The 25,051-nt window shown below is 43.3% G+C and carries 21 protein-coding genes and 5 tRNA genes; 22 read left to right on the forward strand and 4 right to left on the reverse strand.

Annotated elements, in window-relative coordinates; all coding sequences use genetic code 11:
* Positions 1 to 206 precede the first annotated feature (206 nt).
* Both K6984_RS08060 and K6984_RS08065 read left to right on the forward strand, forming a co-directional pair.
* Positions 207 to 548 carry a helix-turn-helix domain-containing protein gene (locus K6984_RS08060; RefSeq protein WP_221895054.1) on the forward strand — a complete coding sequence of 114 codons (342 nt, stop codon included), beginning with the start codon at positions 207 to 209 and terminating at the stop codon, positions 546 to 548.
* 41 nt (positions 549 to 589) lie between these two features.
* Entirely contained in the window at positions 590 to 1,462 is an 873-nt protein-coding gene (locus tag K6984_RS08065) for a transposase (protein WP_221895055.1), read from the forward strand.
* 169 nt (positions 1,463 to 1,631) lie between these two features.
* Here the strand turns inward: K6984_RS08065 and K6984_RS08070 are convergent, their stop codons facing one another.
* From K6984_RS08070 to hemA, 4 genes are read right to left on the reverse strand one after another with little or no spacing between them, the layout of a single operon-like run.
* Positions 1,632 to 2,060, reverse strand: a complete 429-nt coding sequence (locus tag K6984_RS08070; RefSeq protein ID WP_221895056.1) for a M67 family metallopeptidase — start codon at positions 2,058 to 2,060, stop codon at positions 1,632 to 1,634.
* A gap of 8 nt (positions 2,061 to 2,068) precedes the next feature.
* The gene (gene prmC, locus K6984_RS08075; protein WP_221895057.1) at positions 2,069 to 2,914 is read right to left on the reverse strand and encodes a peptide chain release factor N(5)-glutamine methyltransferase; all 846 of its coding nucleotides are present in this window, start codon (positions 2,912 to 2,914) and stop codon (positions 2,069 to 2,071) included.
* Between the two features lie 5 nt (positions 2,915 to 2,919).
* The gene (prfA, locus tag K6984_RS08080; protein ID WP_221895058.1) at positions 2,920 to 4,008 is read right to left on the reverse strand and encodes a peptide chain release factor 1; all 1,089 of its coding nucleotides are present in this window, start codon (positions 4,006 to 4,008) and stop codon (positions 2,920 to 2,922) included.
* Complete coding sequence (gene hemA / locus K6984_RS08085) at positions 4,005 to 5,264, reverse strand: glutamyl-tRNA reductase (RefSeq protein ID WP_221895059.1); 1,260 nt, start codon at positions 5,262 to 5,264, stop codon at positions 4,005 to 4,007. Before hemA ends, prfA begins: the two co-directional genes overlap by 4 nt.
* 430 nt (positions 5,265 to 5,694) lie before the next feature.
* On the opposite strand from hemA, the gene K6984_RS08090 reads away from it, so the two are divergent.
* The 20 genes from K6984_RS08090 (at position 5,695) to rpoC (ending at position 25,017) form a co-directional block, all read left to right on the forward strand.
* Complete coding sequence (locus K6984_RS08090) at positions 5,695 to 7,422, forward strand: tetratricopeptide repeat protein (RefSeq protein ID WP_221895060.1); 1,728 nt, start codon at positions 5,695 to 5,697, stop codon at positions 7,420 to 7,422.
* Entirely contained in the window at positions 7,422 to 7,982 is a 561-nt protein-coding gene (gene lolB / locus K6984_RS08095) for a lipoprotein insertase outer membrane protein LolB (RefSeq protein WP_221895061.1), read from the forward strand. Before K6984_RS08090 ends, lolB begins: the two co-directional genes overlap by 1 nt.
* Positions 7,979 to 8,857 (forward strand): 4-(cytidine 5'-diphospho)-2-C-methyl-D-erythritol kinase, encoded by an 879-nt coding sequence (gene ispE / locus K6984_RS08100; protein ID WP_221895062.1) that lies wholly within the window; start codon positions 7,979 to 7,981, stop codon positions 8,855 to 8,857. The genes lolB and ispE overlap by 4 nt, the downstream gene beginning before the upstream one ends.
* Positions 8,858 to 8,859: 2 nt before the next feature.
* A tRNA-Gln gene (locus K6984_RS08105) sits at positions 8,860 to 8,934 on the forward strand.
* A gap of 46 nt (positions 8,935 to 8,980) precedes the next feature.
* On the forward strand, positions 8,981 to 9,937 hold the full coding sequence (locus tag K6984_RS08110) for a ribose-phosphate diphosphokinase (RefSeq protein ID WP_221895063.1): 957 nt from the start codon (positions 8,981 to 8,983) through the stop codon (positions 9,935 to 9,937).
* A 55-nt stretch (positions 9,938 to 9,992) separates the two neighbouring features.
* Positions 9,993 to 10,634: a 50S ribosomal protein L25/general stress protein Ctc gene (locus K6984_RS08115; protein ID WP_221895064.1), complete on the forward strand. Its 642-nt coding sequence runs from the start codon at positions 9,993 to 9,995 to the stop codon at positions 10,632 to 10,634.
* The gene (pth, locus tag K6984_RS08120) at positions 10,631 to 11,200 is read left to right on the forward strand and encodes an aminoacyl-tRNA hydrolase (protein WP_221895065.1); all 570 of its coding nucleotides are present in this window, start codon (positions 10,631 to 10,633) and stop codon (positions 11,198 to 11,200) included. Before K6984_RS08115 ends, pth begins: the two co-directional genes overlap by 4 nt.
* Before the next feature lie 58 nt (positions 11,201 to 11,258).
* Positions 11,259 to 11,343, forward strand: a tRNA-Tyr gene (locus K6984_RS08125).
* 16 nt (positions 11,344 to 11,359) lie between these two features.
* Positions 11,360 to 11,433 (forward strand) — tRNA-Gly (locus tag K6984_RS08130).
* Between the two features lie 13 nt (positions 11,434 to 11,446).
* Positions 11,447 to 11,521: transfer RNA gene (locus K6984_RS08135), tRNA-Thr, on the forward strand.
* Between the two features lie 43 nt (positions 11,522 to 11,564).
* On the forward strand, positions 11,565 to 12,785 hold the full coding sequence (gene tuf / locus K6984_RS08140) for an elongation factor Tu (protein WP_221895066.1): 1,221 nt from the start codon (positions 11,565 to 11,567) through the stop codon (positions 12,783 to 12,785).
* Between the two features lie 49 nt (positions 12,786 to 12,834).
* Positions 12,835 to 12,910, forward strand: a tRNA-Trp gene (locus tag K6984_RS08145).
* Between the two features lie 93 nt (positions 12,911 to 13,003).
* A complete protein-coding gene (gene secE, locus K6984_RS08150; protein ID WP_338024470.1) occupies positions 13,004 to 13,333 on the forward strand; it encodes a preprotein translocase subunit SecE in 330 nt (109 codons plus the stop codon).
* Between the two features lie 12 nt (positions 13,334 to 13,345).
* Positions 13,346 to 13,879: a transcription termination/antitermination protein NusG gene (nusG, locus tag K6984_RS08155; protein ID WP_221895068.1), complete on the forward strand. Its 534-nt coding sequence runs from the start codon at positions 13,346 to 13,348 to the stop codon at positions 13,877 to 13,879.
* A 100-nt stretch (positions 13,880 to 13,979) separates the two neighbouring features.
* A complete protein-coding gene (gene rplK, locus K6984_RS08160; RefSeq protein ID WP_221895069.1) occupies positions 13,980 to 14,411 on the forward strand; it encodes a 50S ribosomal protein L11 in 432 nt (143 codons plus the stop codon).
* On the forward strand, positions 14,411 to 15,106 hold the full coding sequence (gene rplA / locus K6984_RS08165; protein ID WP_221895070.1) for a 50S ribosomal protein L1: 696 nt from the start codon (positions 14,411 to 14,413) through the stop codon (positions 15,104 to 15,106). The genes rplK and rplA overlap by 1 nt, the downstream gene beginning before the upstream one ends.
* 228 nt (positions 15,107 to 15,334) lie before the next feature.
* Positions 15,335 to 15,868, forward strand: coding sequence for a 50S ribosomal protein L10 (gene rplJ, locus K6984_RS08170; RefSeq protein WP_221895071.1), 534 nt, complete (start codon positions 15,335 to 15,337; stop codon positions 15,866 to 15,868).
* Between the two features lie 42 nt (positions 15,869 to 15,910).
* Positions 15,911 to 16,282, forward strand: a complete 372-nt coding sequence (gene rplL, locus K6984_RS08175; protein WP_221895072.1) for a 50S ribosomal protein L7/L12 — start codon at positions 15,911 to 15,913, stop codon at positions 16,280 to 16,282.
* A 289-nt stretch (positions 16,283 to 16,571) separates the two neighbouring features.
* Entirely contained in the window at positions 16,572 to 20,642 is a 4,071-nt protein-coding gene (gene rpoB, locus K6984_RS08180) for a DNA-directed RNA polymerase subunit beta (protein WP_221895073.1), read from the forward strand.
* A 160-nt stretch (positions 20,643 to 20,802) separates the two neighbouring features.
* Positions 20,803 to 25,017: a DNA-directed RNA polymerase subunit beta' gene (gene rpoC, locus K6984_RS08185; RefSeq protein ID WP_221895074.1), complete on the forward strand. Its 4,215-nt coding sequence runs from the start codon at positions 20,803 to 20,805 to the stop codon at positions 25,015 to 25,017.
* Positions 25,018 to 25,051 lie beyond the last annotated feature (34 nt).

Raw genomic sequence — 25,051 nt, forward strand, 5'->3', positions numbered from 1 at the left:
TGCAAAGGTACTTCTATAAACTGAAGTTTCCCAATAATTATTTATGGTAAAATTGAAACTATAGACTTTCAGAAAATTAATTTCCGAATAAACAAAAACGACAGAGGGGAAACTGGCTTATAATTTTCGTCCCAACACTAACGGAAACAGTCAAAAATGGTATCCCTCACTTTTTCAAAGTCAATTGTAGGCCGACTAAAAAAAATATGGCGACAGCTCTCAAGCTAAGTAATATTTGTTTATATCGATTAACTCAAGCTCTACTCTGGTTCAGTGAATGCATGGGAATCAAAGAAATAGCACGCCTAATGGGAGTCTGTGAAAAAACCATTATAAATTGGCTGAAAACATTCATGCATAAAGGTGTCGGTTGGTTAATAGGGCAACACTATCAAGGACGTGGTCGGAAGTCAAAGTTAACTAAAGACCAGAAAAATAGATTGGTTGAGTTGATAAAGAAAGGCCCAGAAGACAATGGATTTCATTGTGGAATATGGAATACTGCGATGATTGCCGAGCTTATTTGGTTAAAACTTGAAGTTCGTTAAAACTTGAAGTTCGTTATAACTTGAACTATTTATCAAGCCTAATGAAAAAACTGGGCTTCAGTTATCAAAAAGCTCGTTTTGTGACTGATCGCCAAGAAGAAGAAAAGTACGAGCTTGAAAGAAAAACGTGGCTGGAAGAAACATTGCCTGCCATTATGGAAAAGGCGGTAGAAGAAAAGAGTGTCGTTTTATTCGGTGATGAGGTGTCATTTGCTATGTGGGGTTCATTGGCACGAACCTGGGCTCCAATAGGAGAGCAACCCACAGTGAAAACATCAGGGATTCGAAAAGGGTTGAAAATGTTTGGTACGATCGAACTCGAAGGAGGGAGTTTTCAATACCGAGAATCATTGGCTTATGAGATAAAACCAAAGTCACTTAGACTTTTAAAAGAAGCTGGGCTGCCTCAAGAATTTTTAGCTATTCTTAAAAGCTTAAAAAATGAGAAATATCCAACACAGAAGCTTTTTATGGAAGCGATATATTCTATTGCCGACAACGTCTTAATCGAGAGTTATAAGCCAATGATATTACAACACGCTGAAACATCTGGGCGTTTTAATGGTGAAAGCTATGTTGAGTTTTTAACACAATTGCTGGCTTATTATAAAGGCAAGATTATTCTAATTGAAGATGGTGCCCCGTATCATGGAAGCGGTGTTATTAAGGAATTTAAGTTAGCTAATGTAGATCGTTTGACAGTAGAACGTCTCCCTGCGTTCTCGCCGGATTTTAATCCGATTGAGAAATTATGGAAAAATACGAAACGCGATTCGACTCATATGGAGTATTTTAAAACTTTTGAAGATCTTCATGATTCAGTTGTGCAGACTTTTAACACTTATATGTATGATGCCAGTAAAGTGATTTGTGTTATGCAAAAATTGCGGGAAGATTTCGTTGTTACCGCCTAAGTTTAAGCGCTCCAAATTTGGAAATTATTTATCTGAGAAACTATATATGAAAAAAAATAGTCTTTTCATTCGTTTCAAATGCTATTGCCTAAGGGGAATTAAGTAGGGGTTTGCTATAAACATGGCAAAACCACCTAAAATAAACCTCGATACACCAGCATTGTGTATTTCAGCTACTCAATAATTGGGAAACTTCAGCTTCTATAAACTGTTGGCCTGTGATCTGGTAACCACGTAACTCCAGAACGCCTTTAGTTTTAAGCGTGATGATAATATATAGCGCATCTGGATAATTAGCTTGCTGTATATCTGTGCAGGACGGTATTGCTGGTTCTGTAGGATGTGAGTGATAGATAGCAAATAGCTGCTCATTGTTTTTGCGCATCTCTGCCATCGCCTGAATCTGTTGCTGAGCATCCAGATGAAAAAATCGTTCTGGGTGGTCTGCTGTGTTTTTTATAGGGTAACAGCGACAGGGCGTGTTTTTCCGGCTGCTAATCAGTCCGCAAACTTCCTGCTCGGGTGTTTGCTGGGCATGATGTAGTAGGTTTTGTACGATTTTTCTTGGGATGGTAACTTCTTGATTTTGTTCTGACATGGTAGTTATTATTCTGCTGGCCATTGCGCATAGCTTACACGCGGCTGATTAGATAAGTCGTGGAGACAATGGATATTCTGGTATTGATGCTGGTCTAATATGCTATGTACAGCGTGCTGTTGATTATAGCCATGTTCAAAGATCAGATAGGCCCCTTTATTTAGATGGCGCTGACTTTGAGCACTGATATGCATAATATCTTGCAGGCCATGCTGCTCGGCAATCAGTGCGCTAGTCGGTTCAAAGCGGACATCTCCTTGATTTAAATGGGGGTCATCGGGTGCAATATAGGGTGGGTTGCTAACGATAAAGTCGAAAGTTTCATTCTCAAGCTGGGCAAGCCAGTTACTTTGCAGAAAATGGATATTAGGCGTGTTGTTAAGCTGGGCATTATGTTGGGCAATTTTCAGCGCGGCGACGCTGCTATCTACGGCAGTTACATTAAGTTCCGGAAATTCTGCCGCCAGGGTAATGGCGATGATGCCTGAGCCCGTACCTAGGTCAATCAGTCTTGCGTTTGGTTTATGCTGAATAAGTTGCAGACACAACTCGATTAATGTTTCAGTATCTGGGCGGGGGATTAATACATTGGTATCAACATAGAAGTCCCGCGACCAGAATTCTCTGTTGCCTACAAGGTAGGCAATAGGCTGCCCTTGTTGGCGTTGTTTAAGCAAGTCTTTAAATTGGTCGAGCTCTTTTACTTTCAGTTGTCTTTCTGGCCAGGTACGCAAATAAGTACGGTTTTTTTTCAGAATATGACAAAGAAGTACTTCTGCATCTAGTTCTGCCGAGTCTGAAATATCCTGCAAGGTGCTAATTGAACTCCTTAGCACCGTTTGAATTTCGTCCATCTTAGTTAATCTTCTTCTCCTAGCTGGGTCAGTAATTCAGCCTGATGCTCATTAATTAGCGGCTGAATCACATGATCCAGGCCGCCCTGCATAATTTCATCCAGTTTATACAGGGTGAGGTTAATACGATGATCAGTCATGCGACCTTGTGGGTAATTATAGGTGCGAATGCGTTCAGAACGGTCACCGCTACCGACTTGCAGCTTTCTGTTTGCTGAATTTTCAGCATTCTGTTTATTCTGCTCAGCTGATAACAACCGGGATTGTAAAACAGCCATCGCGCGCGCTTTGTTTTTATGCTGCGAGCGCTGATCCTGACATTCAACCACGGTGCCCGTAGGCAAGTGAGTAATTCGAATAGCTGAGTCGGTTTTATTGACATGCTGCCCGCCTGAGCCAGAGGCGCGGAAAGTATCAATGCGCAAGTCCCCCGGGTTGATATCGATATTATCAACTTCTTCAGCTTCCGGCATAATTGCAACTGTACAGGCAGAAGTGTGTACGCGACCCTGAGATTCGGTTTCTGGTACGCGTTGCACGCGATGCGCGCCGGCTTCAAATTTTAACTGGGAGTAGACATCTTGTCCGGCAATGCGCAAGATGATCTCTCTGTATCCGCCGTGTTCACCGCGTGTTTCGCTGGTGGTCTCGATCTTCCAGCCCTTGTTTTCAGCATAGCGCATGTACATGCGCGCTAAATCGCCAGAGAAAATAGCGGCTTCATCGCCCCCTGTTCCGGCGCGGATTTCCAGGTAAATATTACGACTATCGTTAGGATCCTTAGGTAATAGCAGGATTTGTAGTTCATGCTCAAGTTGTTCCTGTTGCTGTCTGGCAGTGGAAATTTCCTCTTTTGCCATTTCACGGATTTCCGCATCTTCTTCGTTGAGCATTTCTTCCGCGCCGCTAATGGTCTCTGCGGCATCGGTAAATTTCTTATAGCAGTCAACTAAGGGGTTGATTTGAGAATATTCCTGGCTTAGCGCACGAAACTTGTTTTGATCGTTCTGAACCTCAGGTTGCGAGAGTAGCGCGGCAATTTCATCAAAGCGTTCACTCAGGTTTTCTAATTTTGTGTTTATAGAGGATTTCATTGAGTATCTTGTAGTTTAAAGATTTCACGCGCCGCAGCAATAAGATCGTGGCGCTCATTTTCGCTTGCTTTTCGCAGTTGGGTGCAGGGCGTGTGTGTAAGCTTATTAGTTAGCGTATGCGCAAGCTGGCGTATGATTGCATCAGGCGAGCCACCATTTTTCAGGCTTGCAAGTGCTTTATCAAGGCTTTCCTGCTGTAGTTGTGCGGCTTGCTGGCGATAGTCGACTATCGTGGATTGTACGGTCTGTGCTTTCATCCATGCGAGGAAATGTTCCACATTAGTGTCGATAATTTCCTCTGCCTGTTCAGCTGCCAGGCGGCGTGAATTCAGGTTATCACTGATAATATTCTGCAAATCATCAACCGTGTATAAATAAACATCATTGAGCTTTGCAACCTCAGGCTCAATATCACGCGGCACAGCCAGGTCAACCATGAAGATAGGCTTATGTTTGCGTTTTTTTATAGAACTTTCGACGAGCCCCTTACCTAATATAGGTAGCTGGCTGGCGGTAGATGACACGATAATATCAGCTTCCGCAATATGTAACGGCAGCTCCGAAAGGGCGATAGCATAACCATTGAACTGGCTCGCCAGCGTGTGAGCTTTGTCGTAAGTGCGGTTGGCAATAATAATGCGGCCAATACCATTTTGATGTAAATGACGTGCAGTAAGCTCTATGGTTTCTCCTGCGCCGATAAGCACGGCGGTTTGTTCGCTCAGGTCATCAAAAATCTGCTTGCTAAGTTGTACCGTTGCAAAGGCGACTGAGACTGAACTGGAGCCAATGGCGGTGTCGGTGCGCACTTTCTTGGCGGTGGAAAAGGTATGCTGGAATAGTTTATCCAGTTTTTTGCCTAAAGTGCCCGCCTGATTTGCAGTCTGGTAGGCGGTTTTCATTTGTCCTAGAATCTGCGGTTCGCCAAGAATCATGGATTCCAGTCCGCTGGCAACACGAAAAATATGTCGGATTAACGCGTTATCAGTGTGTGCATATAAATAAGGCTGAAATTCAGCCAGTTGTAGTTGACGGTTACGCGAAATCCAGTCGATAACAGGGGCGATACCCTCTTCTTGAGCCGTGCAATATATTTCAGTGCGATTGCATGTGGATAAAATTGCGGCTTCGGAGATATGCTGCTGTTGCCATAGGTCGGTGACTGCATCGCGCAGTATCTCAGCCGGGAATGCCAGACGCTCCCGAATAGAAACGGGTGCAGTTGTATAGTTGATGCCTAAGGCAAGAAGTGTCATTAATACTTGTGTGTTGTGCTGAGTGACAATGCTTATATCATTTTAAGAGTACATTTTAAGGATTTTTGCAGGTTTAGCCAAATAGAATAAGAATATGTGCTTATTTAGTGTGCTTTTTAAGCGAATTATTGCGTGCAGAAGAGCTGAAAAATGCGCGTTTATTTTTCTTTCTAAGTCTAATTGAGCGGCCTAAATATGCATAGTGAAGTTAAGAACTATCGCTGTGTCGCTTGGCAGTAGAGTGGTTCTTTTGTTATACCGTAGTGCGCATGAGGTCGTATCAATATTTATATTTAATGCGTATAATTTGCTCTTTAGCATAATAATGACCTTACCTAGTTGGTATCTGCTTATGCATAATTTTCTGGTGCTTATAGCAACGCAGGCCTGAAATTACAGGTTCAGGTTTAATTTCAAGGAAATTTCATAGATGGTTTTAAAAGTAATGATGCTGCTAGGTTTTTTTATACTGTCAGCGTGTGTAACGAAGAATTCCCAAAGTTTAACGAATCCAGCTGAAAAAGAAAGCCAGACGACATTTGCCAGTGAGCAGTTAAAGGAAAGAAACACGGAAATATCGCCAGATGTGTTGTTTCTCTTGATGACTGCCGAAATTGCCGGGCAACGTGGGGAGTATGGGCTGGCGCTGGATGGCTATTTGCGCGCATCTGAGCGGGTGAAAGATATTGAAGTGATCAAGCGCGCTGCAAAAATTGCATTGTATGTGCAGGACGATGCAAAATTAAAGCAGGTCATGGGCTTATGGCTAGAGGAAGATCCGGATAGCCTGGACGCGCGCTATCTAGTGGCAGTTTTGGCGCTTAAATCAGGCGATCGGCAAGAGGCCTATAATAATATCGAGTATATTTTGCTTAATGGCACTAGCGACTTTGATTCTCAGGCGATCTCTATGCTAAAAAACTTATCTAGCCAGCAAAGCATGGCTTTGGCATATCAGGTGTTTGTTGATTTAAGCGCTGCATACCCGGATAATGTCAGGCTATATTTTATATTGGCAGTGATGGATACTCAGGCGCACAAGTTAAGGCCGGCACAAAAAAATGTTACAAAAGCACTGGAAATTGAGCCGCAATGGAAAAAAGCACTGTTGTTACAGGCGCAAATATATATAACACAGATGAAACTGGCTGAAGCGACCGAGGTTTTACAGCAGGTAGATCAGCTGGAAGAAAGTGTGCAAATTAAAGAGCAGATAGCGCAATTATTACTCCAGCAAGGGCGCTTTACCGAAGCAGAAGTTGTATTGCTGGAATTAATTGACAAATATCCTGACAATAATGAGTTGCAGTTTAAGCTGGCATTGGTTTATTTACAAACCGGAGAAGATAAGTCTGCGCGAAATATTTTGCAGGCGCTAGTGAGCGATCAGGAATATAAAGACCGTGCTGCATTTTACCTAGGTAGTATGGACGGCAAGGCTAAGCGTAATGATGATGCTTTGGTATGGTTTGATTCAATAGCAGCGGGAGCATATAAGTATGAGGCAGGGTTCAGCTCGATCTTGATTTTAATGGACGAGCAGCGCTATCCAGAGGTTTATTCCAGAATAGCTGAGCTCAGGGCAGAGTTTCCGGATAAAAGCATAGATCTAGCATTAGTGGAAGCGGAAGTTTATACGCAGCAAGATTTATATCAGCAGGGCTTCGATGAGCTAACCACTGCGCTAGTTAAAGAGCCGCATAATAAGCGGGTGCTTTATGCTCGTGCATTAATCGCTGAGAAATTAGGCATGCTGCAAGTATTAGAAGATGACCTGAAGTATATTTTGCAGCAGGATCCTAATGATGCGAACACATTAAATGCGCTGGGCTACACGCTGGTAGATAAAACCACGCGCTACCAGGAAGCGCAAGACTACCTGGATAAGGCGATAGCCATTAAGCCACATGAGCCAATTATTATGGACAGTTATGGCTGGTTATTATTTAAGCTGGGGCGACTGGAGGAAGCTGAAGAATTTTTGCAGCGCGCCTACAACTTGGCGCCACAGGCTGAAATAGCAGGGCATCTAGTTGAAGTGTTATGGGCATTACAAGAACGCAGACAGGCAAAAGAACTACTGCGCGCAGCACTAGCAAAAGACCCCGGTGATGCTTTATTGCTGGAGTTAGAATCTCGCTTTTTGAGCGGTAATTAATGCGTGCGGGTATCGCTTGCATGATATTGCTGGTTTTGGCTGGCTGTAATTCGGTAAAAACTTATGATGCAAAATATGCTCAGCACCTAAGTCAACAGCAAAGGCTGGATATTGAGCGGTGGAATATGCAGGGCCGCCTACTGATTAGGAGTGATGAAATGCTAACCGCTAACCTCCAGTGGCAACATAATAAGCAAAAAGATATGCTGAAATTATCGGGTGCATTAGGCCTGGGTGCGATGCAGATAGAACTGGATGAGCATGAGATCGTATTGCATGATGCGCAGGGCGGGCGGCAAGCTTCACAGGATATCGATGCGTTTATTGCTCGGCAGATAGGTTTTGTAGCGCCCATCACTGCCTTGCGGCGCTGGGTGCTGGGCGCATATTTAAATGGTGTGCCGGTAGTTCTGCAGGAAAATGGCTTTCTGCAACTGGGCTGGCGTATCACGTTCAAGGAGTATATGGATACAGCAGCTGGTATTCTGCCGCACAGTATTACGATAACAAAAAATAATATTAAATTAAAACTGATAGTTGATCGCTGGGAAATAGAATGACTGCGCACATAGAATCCGAACTGGGCTGGGGGGTGCGCTGGCCGGCGCCTGCAAAATTAAACTTAATGCTGCGGGTAGTAGGGCGGCGAGAAGATGGCTATCATCTATTGCAAACCGTGTTCCAGATCATTGATATTACAGATGGCTTAATTTTTAGCAAGACAGGTGATGGCAAGGTGCGGTTAAAACAAACCATTCCTGGGGTTAAGGAGGAAGATGACCTGACGGTGCGGGCGGCGAACTTGCTGAAGCGGGAAACGGGTTATCAAGGTGGCGTTTGTATCGAGATAGAAAAGAACCTGCCTATGGGGGGTGGTCTGGGGGGCGGTAGTTCCGATGCGGCAACCGTACTGGTGGTTTTAAATCAGCTGTGGCAGTTGGGAATTACTGAGCAGCGACTGATGGAATTAGGGTTGCAACTCGGCGCCGATGTGCCCGTGTTTATAAAAGGCACGAGTACATGGGCTGAAGGCATAGGGGAGAAATTAACCACGATAGCCTTGCCTGACGCTTGGTTCGTCATTGTTAAACCAGACTGTCATGTTGATACCGGAAAAATATTTTCTGCAAATGATTTGACACGAGATAGTAAATCCATCACAATAGCCGACTTTAACTCAGGGAGTGATCAGAATGATTGTTCATCTGTAGTTAGGAAGCGCTACATTGAGGTGGATCAGGCGTTAAAGGAGCTTGATAAATATGGGCGTGCTAGACTGACAGGAACAGGGGCGTGTGTTTTTGTACAGTTTAGTGAGCAGCAGTCTGCACAGGATGTGTATGCTAAGCTGGCTTCTGATAAAGAAGTTTATTTGGCTCAGGGACTGGCTGCTTCACCGCTGCATAGGCAGATAGGTGAACTCTTTAATTTCTAAATTGGGCTGTCGCCAAGCGGTAAGGCACGGGGTTTTGATCTCCGCATACCCAGGTTCGAATCCTGGCAGCCCAGCCATTTACTCTTCCATGAAATCAGCTCGCTATAATAGAGGATATTCTAAATGAGTAGTGAAACTTCAATGATGTTTTTTTCTGGAAATGCCAATATGGAGCTGTCAAGAGGCATAGTACGGCGCTTGAGCATGCGACTTGGGATGGCTTCTGTAGGTCGCTTCAGCGATGGAGAAGTGACGGTAGAGATTGAAGAAAACGTCCGCGATAGAGATGTTTTTGTTATTCAGCCTACCTGTCAGCCTACAAATGAAAATTTGATGGAATTGCTGGTTATGATAGATGCTTTAAAACGAGCGTCTGCATCAAGAATTACAGCCGTTATGCCTTATTATGGATATTCAAGGCAGGACAGGCGTTCGCGGTCAGCGCGAGTGGCTATTAGTGCCAAGCTGGTTGCGAAAATGGTGAGTGTTGCGGGAGCCGACAGAGTGTTGACTGTAGACTTGCATGCTGATCAGATACAGGGTTTTTTTGATATACCTGTGGATAATGTCTATGCTTCACCGTTGTTACTAGGTGATGTGTGGCGTCAGAATTATAAAAATTTAATTGTTGTTTCTCCGGATGTTGGTGGGGTGGTTAGGGCAAGAGCTTTAGCTAAGCGGATGGATGATGCGGAATTGGCAATTATTGATAAGCGCCGCCCGACAGCCAATGTCGCTGAAGTGATGCATATTATCGGCGATGTGAGTGGCAAAACTTGCGTCATGATAGATGATATGGTCGATACAGCGGGGACACTATGTAGCGCTGCAATTGCATTAAAAAAGCAAGGTGCTATTAAAGTGGTTGCTTATTGTACGCACCCGGTGTTGTCGGGTCGTGCAATTGAAAATTTACGCAACTCGGTGCTGGATGAGTTGGTTGTAACGGATACTATTCCGCTGAGTAAAGAAGCGGCAGAATTGGGTAAAATACGGCAGTTAAGTGTTGCGGATATGTTGGCAGAAACAATTCGCAGGATTGCTGTGGGTGAGTCAGTTAGTTCGCTCTATGTTGATTGATAAAGCTGTTGATTGATGTTTTTAAGTTATTGTTTGTTGGGTGTGGAGATTTTAGATGTCTAGCGTTTTTGAATTTGATGCTGTAAGTAGAGCAAATACTGGTACGAGTAATGCGAAAGAAATTCGTCGAAATGGTAATATACCGGCTGTGATCTATGGCGGTTCGTCAGAGCCTCAGCTAATTGAGTTAAGTCGGAATGAAGTTACAAAAAGCCTGGCGAATGAGGCGTTTTATTCGCACGTATTGCAATTAAATGTTGATGGTAAAGCGCAGAATGCCGTACTAAAAGACCTGCAAAGGCATCCTGCAAAAGATACCATTATTCATATGGATTTCCTGCGTGTAAATATGAATGAAAAAATCAAGGTGAATGTGCCTCTGCACTTTATAAATGAAGAAACTTCGTTAGGTGTTAAAGCTGGTGGTGTGGTTACGCATTCAATAGTTGAACTGGAAATCTCATGTATGCCGGCTGATTTGCCTGAATATATAGAGGTAGATCTGGCGAATATTGAAATAGGTGGGTCTATTCATCTGGCGGAAGTTGTTGCACCTAAAGGCGTAGAAATTCTTGCGCTGACGCATGGTGATGATCACAACTTGCCTGTTGCTCAGATTATGAAGACTAGAGGTCCGGCGGAAGATGAAGGTGCTGATACTGATAGTGATGAAGGTGCTACTGAATCCGAAGAGTGATCAAGCTTCTTGTAGGTCTGGGTAACCCAGGCCAGAAATATACAAAAACCCGGCATAATGCCGGGTTTTTGTTTTTAGATGAACTAGTAAATGAAAGGGTGCTGGAGTTCTCGCGGCAGTCGCGCTTTTATGGTGATCTGGCAGAAATTAATGATGCTCGGGGCAAGCTATATTTATTAAAACCTGCTACCTTTATGAATCGCAGTGGTCAAGCGGTTTCGGCGCTAGCAAAATATTACAAAATAAAGCCGGAAGAGGTTCTGGTTGCGCATGACGAGCTGGATCTTGATGTGGGCGTATTGAAATTGAAGTCTGGAGGTGGTCATGGTGGTCATAATGGGCTGCGAGATATTATTGCCAGCCTGGGTGTAAAGGATTTCAAAAGGTTGCGCGTAGGTATAGGTAGGCCAAGGCCTGGAATGCAGGTGGTGGATTACGTTTTATCCGACTTTGGCAAAAGCGAAAGGCAGCATATTAAGGAATTGTATAGCGACTTTTTTAATTATTTGCCTTTGATACAGGGTGGAGATTTTGAAGCAGCAATGCAGAAGTTGCATTCTGATTAAAAAGATAGAAAAAATTTGACAATAAAGTTAATATCGTTCATAATTGTTTGTTCTGAACGGAGAGGTTCCCGAGCGGCCAAAGGGATCAGACTGTAAATCTGACGGCTCAGCCTTCGGAGGTTCGAATCCTCCCCTCTCCACCATTCAGATTTAAATTGTGCGGGTGTAGTTTAATGGTAGAACTCCAGCCTTCCAAGCTGATCACGTGGGTTCGATTCCCATCACCCGCTCCAAATAAAGTTTCAAGCCCATATAGCTCAGCGGTAGAGCACTTCCTTGGTAAGGAAGAGGTCACCGGTTCAAGTCCAGTTATGGGCTCCATTTATACTGATTGTTGCAAACATTTAATTAAGGTCTTTGAGAGATGGCTAAAGAAAAATTTGAACGTAATAAACCACATGTAAACGTCGGCACAATTGGCCACGTTGATCACGGCAAGACCACTCTAACTGCGGCACTGACAAAGGTGATGGCAGAAAAGCTAGGTGGTGAAGTAAAAGCATTTGATCAGATTGACAATGCACCTGAAGAGCGTGAGCGTGGAATTACAATTGCAACATCGCACGTAGAATATGAATCAGACACGCGTCACTACGCACACGTAGATTGCCCGGGTCACGCGGATTATGTGAAGAACATGATTACCGGTGCTGCGCAAATGGATGGTGCAATCCTGGTGTGTGGTGCAACAGACGGCCCTATGCCGCAAACAAGAGAGCATATCCTGTTATCAAGACAGGTAGGTGTTCCATATATCGTAGTGTTCCTGAACAAAGCTGATCTACTAGCCGAAGATTGCGGTGGTGTAGGAACAGAAGAATACAACGAAATGCTAGAGCTCGTTGAAATGGAAATTCGCGAAATTCTAGACCAGTATGAGTTCCCTGGTGATGACACGCCAATTATCGTCGGTTCTGCTCTGAAAGGACTGGAAGGTGACGATAGTGAGCTAGGTGTTCCGTCAATTATTAAATTAGTAGAAGCGTTAGATAGCTATATTCCCGAGCCAGAAAGAGCGACGGAAGGTGCTTTTTTAATGCCGATTGAAGATGTATTCTCAATCTCGGGTCGTGGTACTGTTGTAACCGGCCGTATTGAGCGAGGAATTATCAAGGTTGGCGAAGAAATCGAAATCGTTGGTATTAAAGACACGGTTAAGACAACGTGTACGGGTGTTGAGATGTTCCGCAAGTTGCTTGACGAAGGTCAGGCGGGCGATAACGTTGGTATTCTGTTAAGAGGAACCAAGCGTGAAGAAGTTGAGCGTGGTCAGGTACTGGCACATGTTGGCTCAATCAACCCACATACAAGATTTAAGGCTGAAATTTATGTGCTGGCTAAGGATGAAGGTGGTCGTCATACGCCATTCTTTAATGGCTATCGCCCACAGTTCTATTTTAGAACAACTGATGTGACAGGTGCTGTAGAGTTACCAGAAGGTACAGAAATGGTGATGCCTGGTGATAACGTATCTGTAGAAGTAACCTTGATTGCGCCGATTGCGATGGAGCAAGGTTTGCGCTTTGCTATCCGTGAAGGTGGTCGTACGGTTGGTGCGGGCGTTGTTGCAGAAATTATTGAGTAATGACTTTTAATAAAGTATAATTCCTCATTGTTTCAAAGTTTGTGCGTGTAGGTCAGTGGCTCAATTGGTAGAGCAGCGGTCTCCAAAACCGCAGGTTGTGGGTTCGAGTCCCTCCTGGCCTGCCAACTCGCACTAAACATTAATTAATTTTCAAGAACTTCTCAAATAAATTCCATCAAATGAATACTCAGGCAAAGGAAGTGACGTCTAGCTTAGATGTGCTTAAATATGTTTTGTCTCTTGTGCTAGTTAGCGCAGGTGTGGTTGCGTTTTATCAGTTCTCTGATTACTCGCAGTTGTATAGAGTCTTGGGCATGGTGGCTGTCGTTATTGTTGCGTTAACAATTATGATGACTACAGCGTTAGGGCAACAGTCCTGGGTGTTTGCGCAGGAAGCGAGACAGGAAGTAAGGAAGGTAGTCTGGCCTACACGGTCTGAAACCATGCAAACAACCTTAATGGTTTTTGCCATGGTTATTATCGTGGGCTTTGTTATATGGCTACTAGATACATTTTTGTTCTGGGCGATAACATCCCTGACAGCTTAAAGAGGTTTAAGGATGGCGATACGCTGGTATGTTGTTCATGCATATTCAAATTATGAAAAGAAAGTAAAGCAGTCTCTCGAAGAGAAAATCGAAAGAGAAGGATTGGGCGAATACTTTGGGAAAATTCTTGTGCCAACAGAAGAAGTTGTTGAGATGAGAATGGGGCAGCAAAGAAAGAGCGAGAGAAAATTCTTTCCAGGCTATGTCCTAGTGCAGATGGAATTGAATGATGAGACATGGCATATAGTCAAAGATGAGCCGCGGGTATTGGGTTTTATTGGCGGTACTTCGGAGCGTCCTGCACCAATTTCAGATCAGGAAGCTGAACGAATTTTAAACAGAGTCGAAGAGGGTGTTAATAAGCCTAGGCCTAAAGTTCTGTTTGAAGTGGGTGAGGTGGTGCGTGTTAATGATGGACCCTTTAAAGATTTTAATGGGGAAATTGAAGAAATTAACTACGAAAAAAACAAGCTACGTATTTCAGTATTAATTTTCGGTAGGTCTACTTCAGTTGAACTGGGTTTCAATGAAGTAGAAAAAAGTTAAGCAGTACGACACAACAGAATTATAACGGTCCTCATCAACAGATGGTGATTTTTTATCTATGGGGAGCTGAAAAGCGTTAGTACCCAATCAGGAGTATAAAATGGCTAAAGAAGTCACGGCGTATATCAAACTGCAAGTAAAAGCAGGTGAAGCAAACCCAAGTCCACCTGTAGGGCCTGCTCTAGGTCAACATGGTGTCAATATTATGGAGTTTTGTAAGGCATTTAATGCAAAAACTTCAGATATTGAAAAAGGTTTGCCGATTCCGGTAGTTATATCTGTTTACAGTGATAGAAGTTTTACTTTTATTACTAAAACCCCGCCTGCGTCAATTTTATTGAAGAAAGCGGCTGGTATCACTTCAGGTAGTAGTAATCCAAACACGGTTAAAGTCGGTACAGTAACTCGTGCGCAACTAGAAGAAATTGCAACGACTAAAATGGAAGACCTGAATGCAACAAATATGGATGCTGCTGTGCAAATTATTGCCGGTAGTGCGCGTAGCATGGGTCTAAATGTGGAAGGTTTATAATGGCTAGATTATCGAAAAGAGCAAAACTTGCTAAAGAAAAAGTAGATGCTGAGCGTCAATACCCTTTTGTAGAAGCTGTCGCTGTATTAAAAGAACTTGCTACAAGAAAATTTTCTGAGTCAGTTGATGTCAGTGTGAATCTAGGCATTGATGCAAGAAAGTCAGATCAAAATGTTAGAGGGGCAACTTTATTGCCTAAAGGCTCGGGTAAAACAGTCAGAGTTGCTGTGTTCACTCAGGGGCCAAATGCCGATGCTGCAAAAGAAGCAGGCGCTGATATTGTGGGCATGGATGATTTGGCTGCTGAAGTTAAAAAAGGTCAGATGGACTTTGATGTTGTTATTGCGTCGCCAGATGCAATGCGCGTTGTCGGTCAGTTAGGGCAAGTATTAGGCCCAAGAGGCTTGATGCCAAATCCTAAAGTAGGCACTGTAACGCCGGATGTTGCAACAGCGGTTAAAAATGCGAAAGCAGGGCAGGCGCGTTACCGTACTGATAAAGCAGGAATTGTACACTGTTCAATTGGTAAAATTGAATTTAGTGCTGATGATATTCAGGAAAATCTGCAGGCATTGATCGCTGACTTAGTTAAAGCAAAACCAAGTGCAGCTAAAGGTGTTTATCTAAAGAAAATCAGCCTGTCGACTACGATGGGAACAGGTGTCACTCTAGATCAATCTAGCTTGTCACTTTAAGCAAAAAAATACGGCAGATTCTTTAGCCGTAGTACGTGTTACAACAATAAAGAATTTTTGGTTGCCTGTTCTATTGGTAGCCATCAAAGACCGTAGGCGCTTTGCTTAAAATAAAAGCCTACGTAGATGGGAGCTGAAACTGGGAAACTGGTGAAAGACCCGTTGGGTGCATTTCGCAAGAGGTGTGGTGTGTAAACCTGATGAAAGTCAGTAATAACGGAGAAAAATGTGGCCTTAGCATTAGATGGCAAAAAAGCTGTCGTAGAGGAAGTTGCTCCATATGCAGCTAAAGCGCACTCTGCTGTTGCAGCTGAATATCGCGGACTTACAGTAGCTGAATTAACTCAGTTGCGTACAGTTGCAAGAGAAACAGGCGTTTATTTACGTGTAGTAAAAAATACACTGGCTAAGCGAGCAGTTGCCGGAACTCAATTTGAATGCATGCAGGAAAAGATGGTCGGACCATTGATCCTTGCATTTTCAATGGAAGATCCAGGCTCTGCAGGTCGTTTAATCAATGATTTTGCTAAAAGCAATAACAAGCTTATTGCCAAAATCGTGTCTATCGATGGGCAAGCTTATAATGGCTCGGAATTAGCGCGCTTGGCTAGCTTACCTACACGTGATCAAGGTATTAGCTTGATTATGGCATTGATGTTAGCTCCTGTAGAGAAGTTAGCACGTACTTTATTGGCTCTAAAAGAGCAGATGGATACGGGCGAAGCAGAGACGGGCAGCACTGCAGATGCGGTAACAGAGTAAGCTTTATAACCAGTTTAAACCAATTATTTAGAGGAACATAGAATGGCAATCTCACAAGAAGATATCTTGGAAGCAGTATCGAACATGACTGTTATGGAAATCGTTGATCTAATTTCAGCGATGGAAGAAAAATTTGGTGTATCAGCAGCAGCAGTTGCAGCAGCTCCAGCAGCTGGCGGTGACGCGGGTGCAGCAGAAGAGCAAACTGAATTTGATGTAGTTATGGAATCTTTCGGTGCTAATAAAGTTTCTGCAATTAAAGCGGTACGCGGCATTACTGGATTAGGCTTGAAAGAAGCTAAAGCAACAGTTGAAGGCTGTCCAGTAACAGTAAAAGAAGGCGTAAGCAAAGCAGAAGCTGAAGAAGTAAAAGCGACATTAGAAGAAGCTGGTGCGACTGTCGAAATTAAATAATTTTGACAAAATATCATAGGCAGCAATGCCTGTAATATGGGCTGGTGATTACTTAAGTAGTCGCCGGCCTTTTACTGTTTTAGGAGTGCGCATGGGATAAGTTGAGCGTATTGACGCAGGATTTTTGTTCGTATTCAAGGCATAGCAATTGGCGCATAGCGAGCTACGCAACAATTGCTGTAACGCAGATGACGGACAAAAAAAGACATCAATTGTTCAAGTTATTCGATGCACGCTACTTTATGCCCCGAATTCAGAAAACTACTCACAATAAGGATAAGGAAGTAATATGGCCTATACTTTTACTGAAAAAAAACGCCTCAGAAATAATTTTGGAAAAGCAAATGAAGTTCTAGACGTTCCTTATTTGCTGGAAACGCAAATCAAATCTTATGCAAGTTTTTTACAGACTGGCATTATTCCATCTAAAAGAAAGGATGGTGGCTTGCACGCGGCATTTTCCAGTATATTTCCAATTGTGAGTCATTCGGGTTATGCAGTTCTTGAGTATGTTAAGTATCGCTTAGGTGATCCCGTTTTTGATGTGCGCGAGTGTCAGCAACGTGGGGCAACGTATGCAGCGCCTTTACGCGTAATTGCGCGTCTTGTTATCTACGATAAAGATGCGCCTGGTAGCAAAAAGATTGTTAAGGATATCAGGGAGCAAGAAGTTTATATGGGCGAATTGCCACTAATGACAGAGAATGGAACATTTGTTATTAATGGTACAGAGCGAGTAATAGTGTCTCAGTTACACCGTAGCCCGGGTGTGTTTTTTGATCACGATAAAGGTAAGACGCATTCATCTGGAAAGTTGTTGTTAAATGCACGAGTGATTCCCTATCGCGGATCCTGGTTAGATTTTGAATTTGATCACAAAGATTGCGTGTTCGTCAGAATTGACCGGCGCCGTAAAATCCCGGCAACCATTTTGTTGCGTGCATTGGGATATGATAACGAAGAAATACTGAAAATTTTCTTCGATATAAATAAATTTTCTATCAGTGCGGATAAGTTTTCTCTGGATTTAATTCCTGAAAGGCTAAAGGGTGAAATTGCTACTTTCGATATTAAATTCGATGGCAAAGTGCTGGTAGAAGAAGGACGACGTGTCACTGCCAAACATATCAGGCAGATGCAAAAACAGAAAATCAAGCAGCTAGACGTTCCCAAAGAATATTTATACGGTAATATTATAGCAAATAATATTATTGATGAGAGTACCGGTGAGTTAGTTGCAAATGTAAATGATGAACTTACCGAAGAGTTATTACACCAGTTAATATCAGCTGGTATTACAGAGATCAATACGCTATATGTCAATGACCTGGATCTTGGGTCATACATATCTTCAGCAATGCGTATGGATAGCACGACTAATCGCCTGGAAGCATTAATAGAGATTTATCGTATGATGCGTCCGGGTGAGCCGCCGACTAAAGATTCGGCGGAGAATTTATTTAAAAACTTATTCTTTACTGAAGACAGGTATGATTTATCTGCAGTAGGTCGGATGAAGTTTAACCGACGTCTAGGCATGCGAGATAATGAAGGCGATGGTACTTTAAGTAAAGAAGATATTATTAATGTCTTAAAAGAGCTGATTAATATTAGAAATGGTCATGGCAGCGTGGATGATATTGACCACCTAGGTAACCGCCGTGTTAGATCAGTCGGGGAAATGATTGAAAACCAGTTTAGAGTAGGCTTGGTTAGGGTAGAGCGGGCGGTTAGAGAGCGCCTGACGCTTGCTGATTCTGAAGGTTTGATGCCACAGGAAATTATTAATGCCAAACCAGTTTCAGCTGCCGTTAAGGAATTTTTTGGTTCCAGTCAGCTATCGCAATTTATGGATCAAAATAATCCATTATCGCAGGTTACACACAAGCGCCGCGTCTCGGCACTAGGTCCGGGTGGACTGGCTAGAGAGCGAGCAGGCTTTGAGGTGCGCGATGTACATACCACTCACTATGGGCGTGTATGTCCGATTGAAACGCCGGAGGGACCAAATATAGGTCTGATTAACTCATTAGCTGTTTATGCGCGTACCAATAGCTATGGCTTCCTGGAAACACCATATCGTAAGGTTGAAAAGGGTGTAGTGACTGACCAAGTTGATTACCTGTCCGCAATCGGTGAAGGAAACTTTGTTATTGCGCAGGCAAGTGTGGCAGTGGACAAAGATCGCAAGCTAGTTAAAGGGTTGGTGTCTTGTCGTTATAAAGATGAGTTTACATTGGTTAATTCTGCTGATGTGGAGTATATGGATGTATCAGCTAAGCAGATAGTTTCAGTTGCAGCGTCTATCGTGCCATTTCTAGAGCACGATGATGCAAATAGAGCATTGATGGGATCGAACATGCAGCGCCAGGCTGTGCCTGTGCTGAAGGCTGAAAAGCCTATCGTAGGTACAGGAATGGAGCGTACTGTTGCCAAAGATTCCGGGGTAACAGTAGTTGCTAGGCGCGGTGGAGAGGTTGTCAGCGTTGATGCAAGTAGAATCGTGGTGCGGGTGAATGATACTGAAACAGAGTCTGCCGAGACTGGGGTAGATATTTATAATCTGATCAAATACGTACGTTCTAACCAGAATACTTGTATTAATCAGAAGCCATTAGTCAGACCTGGTGACACAATCACCGCTGGTGATATTATGGCGGATGGCCCATCTACTGATATGGGGGAGTTGGCATTAGGACAGAATATGCTGATTGCTTTTATGCCATGGAATGGCTACAACTTCGAAGATTCGATTCTTGTATCTGAGCGCGTGGTAAAAGAAGACCGCTTTACATCAATTCATATTGAAGAAAAGACCTGTATTGCGCGTGATACCAAACATAGCCCGGAAGAAATTACCGCAGATATTCCGAATGTAAGTGAAGAGGCGCTATCTAAGCTGGATGATTCAGGGATTGTTTATGTCGGTGCTGAGGTTAAAGGTGGTGATATTCTGGTGGGTAAAGTGACACCGAAAGGTGAATCTCAACTAACCCCGGAAGAAAAGTTACTTAGAGCAATTTTCGGAGAAAAAGCGGCTGATGTGAAAGATACCTCGTTACGCGTACCCGGTAGTATTCGGGCAACAGTGATTGATGTGCAGATTTTTACCCGTGATGGCGTCGAAAAAGATAAGCGTGCGCTGGCGAATGAAGCAATGGCAATCAAGAGCTATAAGAAAGACATCAATGATCAGCTAGCCATTGTCGAAAAAGATATCTATCAACGTACGGCTAATGTCATTATTGGTGAAAAAGCACTTTCTGGCCCAAATAGCCTGAAATCCGCTACGGTGCTTACCCAGGAATATCTTGATTCAATCAAGCGTTCCGAGTGGGCCAGCATCAAGATGGAAAAGGAAGAACTGAATGTGCAGCTGGAAGGGCTAGAAGCGCAGCTAGTCAAATTACGTAAAGAATTTGATGAGCGTTTTGAAGTCAAGCGCAAGAAAATCACCATGGGTGATGATCTGCCACCTGGTGTATTGAAAATGGTTAAAGTTTATTTAGCTGTTAAAAAACGTATTCAGCCGGGTGATAAGATGGCAGGACGACATGGTAATAAAGGGGTTATTTCGCGAATTAACCCAATTGAAGATATGCCGTATCTAGCAGATGGAACGCCTATCGATATTGTCTTAAACCCATTAGGTGTGCCGTCACGAATGAACGTAGGGCAGGTGCTGGAAACGCATTTAGGCTGGGCTGCTAAAGGCCTGGGGCATAAAATTGGCAAAATGCTCGAAGTAAATTCGGCAGTCACAGAAATACGTAGCTTTTTAGATAAAATTTATAATAGTAGTGGGCAGAACGAAGATCTGGATTCATTTTCTGATGCAGAGATTCTTGAAATGGCTAGAAATCTGGTGGCAGGTGTGCCGATGGCTTCGCCTGTTTTTGACGGTGCGAGCGAAGAAGAAATTCGCTATATGTTGTCACTGGCAGATTTACCCGAAAGTGGCCAGACAACACTTTATGATGGTTTAACCGGTGAGGCGTTTGAGCGTGATATAACCGTGGGTTATATGCACATGCTGAAGTTAAATCATTTAGTTGATGACAAAATGCATGCGCGATCAACAGGGCCATATAGCCTGGTAACGCAACAGCCATTAGGGGGTAAAGCACAATTTGGTGGTCAGCGCTTTGGGGAAATGGAAGTATGGGCACTAGAAGCTTATGGTGCAGCGTACACCTTGCAGGAAATGTTAACGGTAAAATCTGATGATGTTACTGGGCGTACGCGCATGTATAAAAATATCGTCGATGGTAATCACCAAATGGACCCAGGTATGCCAGAGTCATTTAATGTACTGCTTAAAGAAATTCGCTCACTTGCTATTAACATCGAAGTGCAATAAGCACTTATTGAAATAGTAACAAGTACAGCGCCGTGTTGTTTAAATGGATAATATTTTTAGTTGCTAGCAACTAAATAATCGGTTTCTAAAAAGAAAATTAGGTGCTGCACAGGCTTATGAGTTCTGGTATAGCCAGATAACAAACAAAGGGGATAAGCTCTTGAAAGATTTATTAAATTTCTTAAAACGCCAAAATAGAACAGTTGATTTTGATGAAATTAGCATAGGCCTGGCATCGCCAAACCAGATTAGATCATGGTCGTATGGTGAGGTTAAGAAGCCGGAAACCATAAATTATCGTACCTTTAAACCAGAACGTGACGGCCTTTTCTGTGCAAAAATATTTGGTCCGGTCAGCGATTATGAATGTTTATGTGGGAAGTATAAGCGCCTGAAGCACCGTGGTGTTATCTGTGAAAAATGTGGCGTAGAAGTTACTTTGTCTAAAGTGCGTCGTGAGCGTATGGGACATATCGAACTTGCTAGCCCGGTTGCGCATATCTGGTTTTTAAAATCATTGCCCTCTCGAATTGCTCTGTTATTAGATATGACATTGCGTGAAATTGAGCGGGTTTTATATTTTGAATCATTCGTCGTGCTTGACGAGGGTTTGACCCCTTTAGAAAGAAAGAAGCTATTAACGGATGATGAATATTTAGATGCATTTGAAGAATATGGTGATGAATTCATTGCGAAAATGGGTGCGGAAGCCATCTATGAGTTATTAAAAACCATTGATATCAAGGCGGAAGTTGATCAATTAAGAGAGGAAATTAACAGCACCAATTCTGAAACCAAGATTAAGAAATTTTCCAAGCGCCTGAAAGTTCTTGAGTCGCTGTTAGGGTCTTCTAACCGCCCGGAATGGATGGTGATGAATGTTCTGCCTGTGTTGCCGCCTGAATTACGTCCGTTAGTACCACTGGATGGCGGTCGTTTTGCAACATCCGATCTGAACGATCTATATCGACGGGTTATTAACAGAAATAACCGCCTGCATCGTTTACTGGACTTAGGTGCGCCGGACATCATCATTCGCAATGAAAAAAGAATGCTGCAAGAGTCGGTTGATGCCTTGCTGGATAACGGTCGTCGTGGGCGCGCGATAACTGGGACTAACCGACGACCACTGAAATCACTTGCCGATATGATTAAGGGTAAGCAGGGGCGATTTAGACAGAATCTGCTAGGTAAGCGGGTCGATTATTCAGGGCGTTCAGTTATTGTCGTTGGGCCTACGCTGAAATTACATCAGTGTGGTTTACCGAAAAAAATGGCGCTGGAATTATTCAAGCCATTTATTTTTAGTAAATTACAGTTGCGTGGTTTAGCAACTACGATTAAGGCTGCCAAGAAACTGGTAGAAAGCAAAGGCGCCGAAGTCTGGGATATTCTGGAAGAGGTTATTCATGAGCACCCTATACTATTAAACCGTGCGCCGACATTACATAGATTAGGTATTCAGGCGTTTGAGCCAACGCTAATCGAAGGTAAGGCGATTAATCTGCATCCATTGGTCTGTAGCGCATTTAATGCCGACTTTGATGGTGATCAGATGGCGGTACATATTCCATTGTCTATCGAAGCCCAGATTGAAGCGCGGACATTGATGATGGCAACCAATAATATTTTGTCACCTGCCAATGGTGAGCCGATTATTAATCCTTCTCAGGATGTGGTTCTAGGGCTCTACTATATAAGCCGTGAAAAACTTAAAGCTAAAGGGGATGGCTCGGCTTTCTTTAATATTAATGAAGTTAAGCGAGCGCTAGATGCAAAAACTGTTGAATTGCAGTCGAAAATTCAGGTAAGAATAACTGAAAAACTCAACAATAAAGATGGCGAAGTTGAGGAAAAAACAACGCGTTATGAAACCACAGTTGGTCGTGTCTTAATCTGGGAAATAGCACCCGCAGGAATGCCATTTGAAATTGTAAACTGTGATATGACCAAAAAGAATATCTCACGTTTACTCGATTTCAGTTACCGTTATTTAGGAAATAAAGACACTGTCATACTTGCTGATCAGATTATGTATCTGGGCTTTAAATATGCAACTCGTTCAGGAATTTCTTTTGGTATTAATGATATGGAAATTCCAGTAGAAAAAGCTGATATTTTAAATGAAGCAGAAAAAGAAGTGATTGAAATTCAGGATCAGTATTCTTCGGGTCTGGTAACTGATGGCGAGCGCTACAATAAGGTTGTTGATATCTGGTCGCATGCCAATGAGAAAGTAGCCAAGGTAATGATGGATGCGCTGGGTACCGATGAAGTTGTGGATGATAACGGGGCGGTCTTAAAGCAGAAATCATTTAACTCAATCTTTATGATGGCTGAATCTGGAGCGCGGGGTTCTGCGGCACAGATTAGGCAGCTTGCGGGTATGCGTGGCTTGATGGCGAAGCCGGATGGTTCAATTATTGAAACGCCAATTACCGCAAACTTCCGTGAAGGTCTAGATGTACTGCAGTACTTTATTTCTACCCATGGTGCCCGAAAAGGTCTGGCGGATACTGCTCTTAAAACGGCTAACTCTGGATATCTGACGCGTCGACTTGTCGATGTGGCACAAGATCTAGTAATTAATGGTGTAGATTGCGGGACTACGAACGGCATGGTCATGGTGCCAATTATTGAAGGTGGTGATGTTGTTGAGCCATTGGCAGAGCGAGTGCTGGGTCGAGTAGTGATTGGTGATGTACTCGCGGGATCTTCTGGCGAAGTTATCGTTTCTGACGGCACCATGCTGGACGAGAATTATGTATCTATCCTAGAAGAGCATAGCATCGATGATGTTTTTGTTCGCTCAATTATTACTTGTGATAATAGGCATGGAGTCTGTGCGAAATGTTACGGGCGTGATCTAGGGCGTGGGCATATGGTCAATAGTGGTGAAGCAGTTGGAGTGATTGCAGCACAGTCTATTGGTGAGCCAGGCACGCAGTTAACCATGCGTACTTTTCATATTGGTGGAGCTGCATCACGACAAGTTGCGATTAGTAATGTGCAAGTGAAATCGAAAGGGGTTATTAAGTTACATAATCTAAAAACGGTAGAAAATCGTGCCGGAAATCTAGTTGCTGTATCAAGATCAGGTGAAGTCGGGGTAATGGATGAGTATGGCCGCGAAAAAGAAAAGTACAAGATTCCTTATGGAGCAGAGTTAAGTTGCAAAGAAGGTAGCATGGTTGAACCTGGTGATATCGTTGTTACCTGGGATCCACACGTGCATCCTGTGGTATCTGAAGTTGCAGGGCGAGTTGAGCTAGTCGATTTTGAGCCGGGACTGTCTGTTCAGGAAGTGTCTGATGAGATTACTGGGGTAAGTTCCATTACGGTGCTGGATCCTAAGCAACGGGTGAGTGCGGGTAAAGATTTACGGCCTCTAGTTAAACTAGTGAGCGAAGATGGGGAAGATGTCATGTTGCCAAACACTGAATTAGCTGCGCAGTATGTATTGCCAGCAGGTTCAATTGTTGCGGTAAAAAATGGCGCGGAAATTCATGTGGGTGACGTGCTTGGGCGAATTCCTCAGGAGTCAAGTAAGACACGTGATATTACCGGAGGTTTGCCACGAGTTGCTGATTTATTTGAAGTAAGAAAAACCAAAGACCCGGCAATTTTAGCCGAAGCGACAGGTGCGGTAACTTTTGGTAAGGAAACTAAAGGTAAGCAGCGTATCGTTATTACCGATTCAGAAGGCGAGCAGTATGAGACCCTGGTCCCTAAATGGCGCCATATCACAGTGTTTGAGGGTGAATTTGTCGATAAAGGTGAAACCATTGCGGAAGGTGAATTAACCCCGCATGACATTTTGCGTCTGCGTGGTGTCACAGAACTCACTACTTATTTAGTGAAAGAGATTCAGGATGTTTATCGTCTTCAGGGGGTGAAAATTAATGACAAGCATATTGAAGCGATTATTCGCCAGATGTTGCGTAAAGTCGAAATTACTGCATCGGGTGATAGTGATTACACCAAAGGTGATCAGGTCGAAAAAGTAGTTGTTAAGGAAATTAATGACAAGCTTGAAGAAAATGGAAAAATTCCTGCCAGCTATGATCCTGTATTGTTAGGTATAACCAAAGCTTCACTAGCAACCGAGTCATTTGTTTCGGCGGCATCATTCCAGGAAACAACTCGAGTGTTAACTGATGCAGCGGTTCGCGGTTTGAAAGATCAGTTATATGGATTAAAAGAAAATGTAATTGTTGGGCGTTTAATTCCGGCAGGTACAGGTTTGGCATTCCATGAAGCAAGAAGAAAGCGTAAGGAAGCGCAGTTAGAAGCGATACAAACTCCGGAAGAAGTGAAGTCAATGGAAGTTGTAGATGCGGAAGAAGCATTAAAGCAAGCCTTGAATGCCGAATAACAAGAAATAGTTGACTTTAAAGGAGCAGGATAAT

This window comes from Bathymodiolus japonicus methanotrophic gill symbiont (assembly GCF_019721995.1).
Lineage (GTDB): Bacteria > Pseudomonadota > Gammaproteobacteria > Methylococcales > Methylomonadaceae > Methyloprofundus.

What these genes read in the sequence shown, in the direction of transcription:
- nusG (WP_221895068.1), top strand. Translation starts at nt 13,346, where the DNA reads ATGGCGATACGCTGGTATGTTGTTCATGCATATTCAAATTATGAAAAG.
- K6984_RS08115 (WP_221895064.1), top strand. Translation starts at nt 9,993, where the DNA reads ATGTCTAGCGTTTTTGAATTTGATGCTGTAAGTAGAGCAAATACTGGT.
- prfA (WP_221895058.1), bottom strand. Translation starts at nt 4,008, where the DNA reads ATGAAATCCTCTATAAACACAAAATTAGAAAACCTGAGTGAACGCTTT.
- rpoB (WP_221895073.1), top strand. Translation starts at nt 16,572, where the DNA reads ATGGCCTATACTTTTACTGAAAAAAAACGCCTCAGAAATAATTTTGGA.
- K6984_RS08090 (WP_221895060.1), top strand. Translation starts at nt 5,695, where the DNA reads ATGGTTTTAAAAGTAATGATGCTGCTAGGTTTTTTTATACTGTCAGCG.
- K6984_RS08070 (WP_221895056.1), bottom strand. Translation starts at nt 2,060, where the DNA reads ATGTCAGAACAAAATCAAGAAGTTACCATCCCAAGAAAAATCGTACAA.
- K6984_RS08060 (WP_221895054.1), top strand. Translation starts at nt 207, where the DNA reads ATGGCGACAGCTCTCAAGCTAAGTAATATTTGTTTATATCGATTAACT.
- hemA (WP_221895059.1), bottom strand. Translation starts at nt 5,264, where the DNA reads ATGACACTTCTTGCCTTAGGCATCAACTATACAACTGCACCCGTTTCT.
- prmC (WP_221895057.1), bottom strand. Translation starts at nt 2,914, where the DNA reads ATGGACGAAATTCAAACGGTGCTAAGGAGTTCAATTAGCACCTTGCAG.
- rplL (WP_221895072.1), top strand. Translation starts at nt 15,911, where the DNA reads ATGGCAATCTCACAAGAAGATATCTTGGAAGCAGTATCGAACATGACT.
- K6984_RS08110 (WP_221895063.1), top strand. Translation starts at nt 8,981, where the DNA reads ATGAGTAGTGAAACTTCAATGATGTTTTTTTCTGGAAATGCCAATATG.
- lolB (WP_221895061.1), top strand. Translation starts at nt 7,422, where the DNA reads ATGCGTGCGGGTATCGCTTGCATGATATTGCTGGTTTTGGCTGGCTGT.
- ispE (WP_221895062.1), top strand. Translation starts at nt 7,979, where the DNA reads ATGACTGCGCACATAGAATCCGAACTGGGCTGGGGGGTGCGCTGGCCG.
- tuf (WP_221895066.1), top strand. Translation starts at nt 11,565, where the DNA reads ATGGCTAAAGAAAAATTTGAACGTAATAAACCACATGTAAACGTCGGC.
- rplA (WP_221895070.1), top strand. Translation starts at nt 14,411, where the DNA reads ATGGCTAGATTATCGAAAAGAGCAAAACTTGCTAAAGAAAAAGTAGAT.
- rplK (WP_221895069.1), top strand. Translation starts at nt 13,980, where the DNA reads ATGGCTAAAGAAGTCACGGCGTATATCAAACTGCAAGTAAAAGCAGGT.
- K6984_RS08065 (WP_221895055.1), top strand. Translation starts at nt 590, where the DNA reads ATGAAAAAACTGGGCTTCAGTTATCAAAAAGCTCGTTTTGTGACTGAT.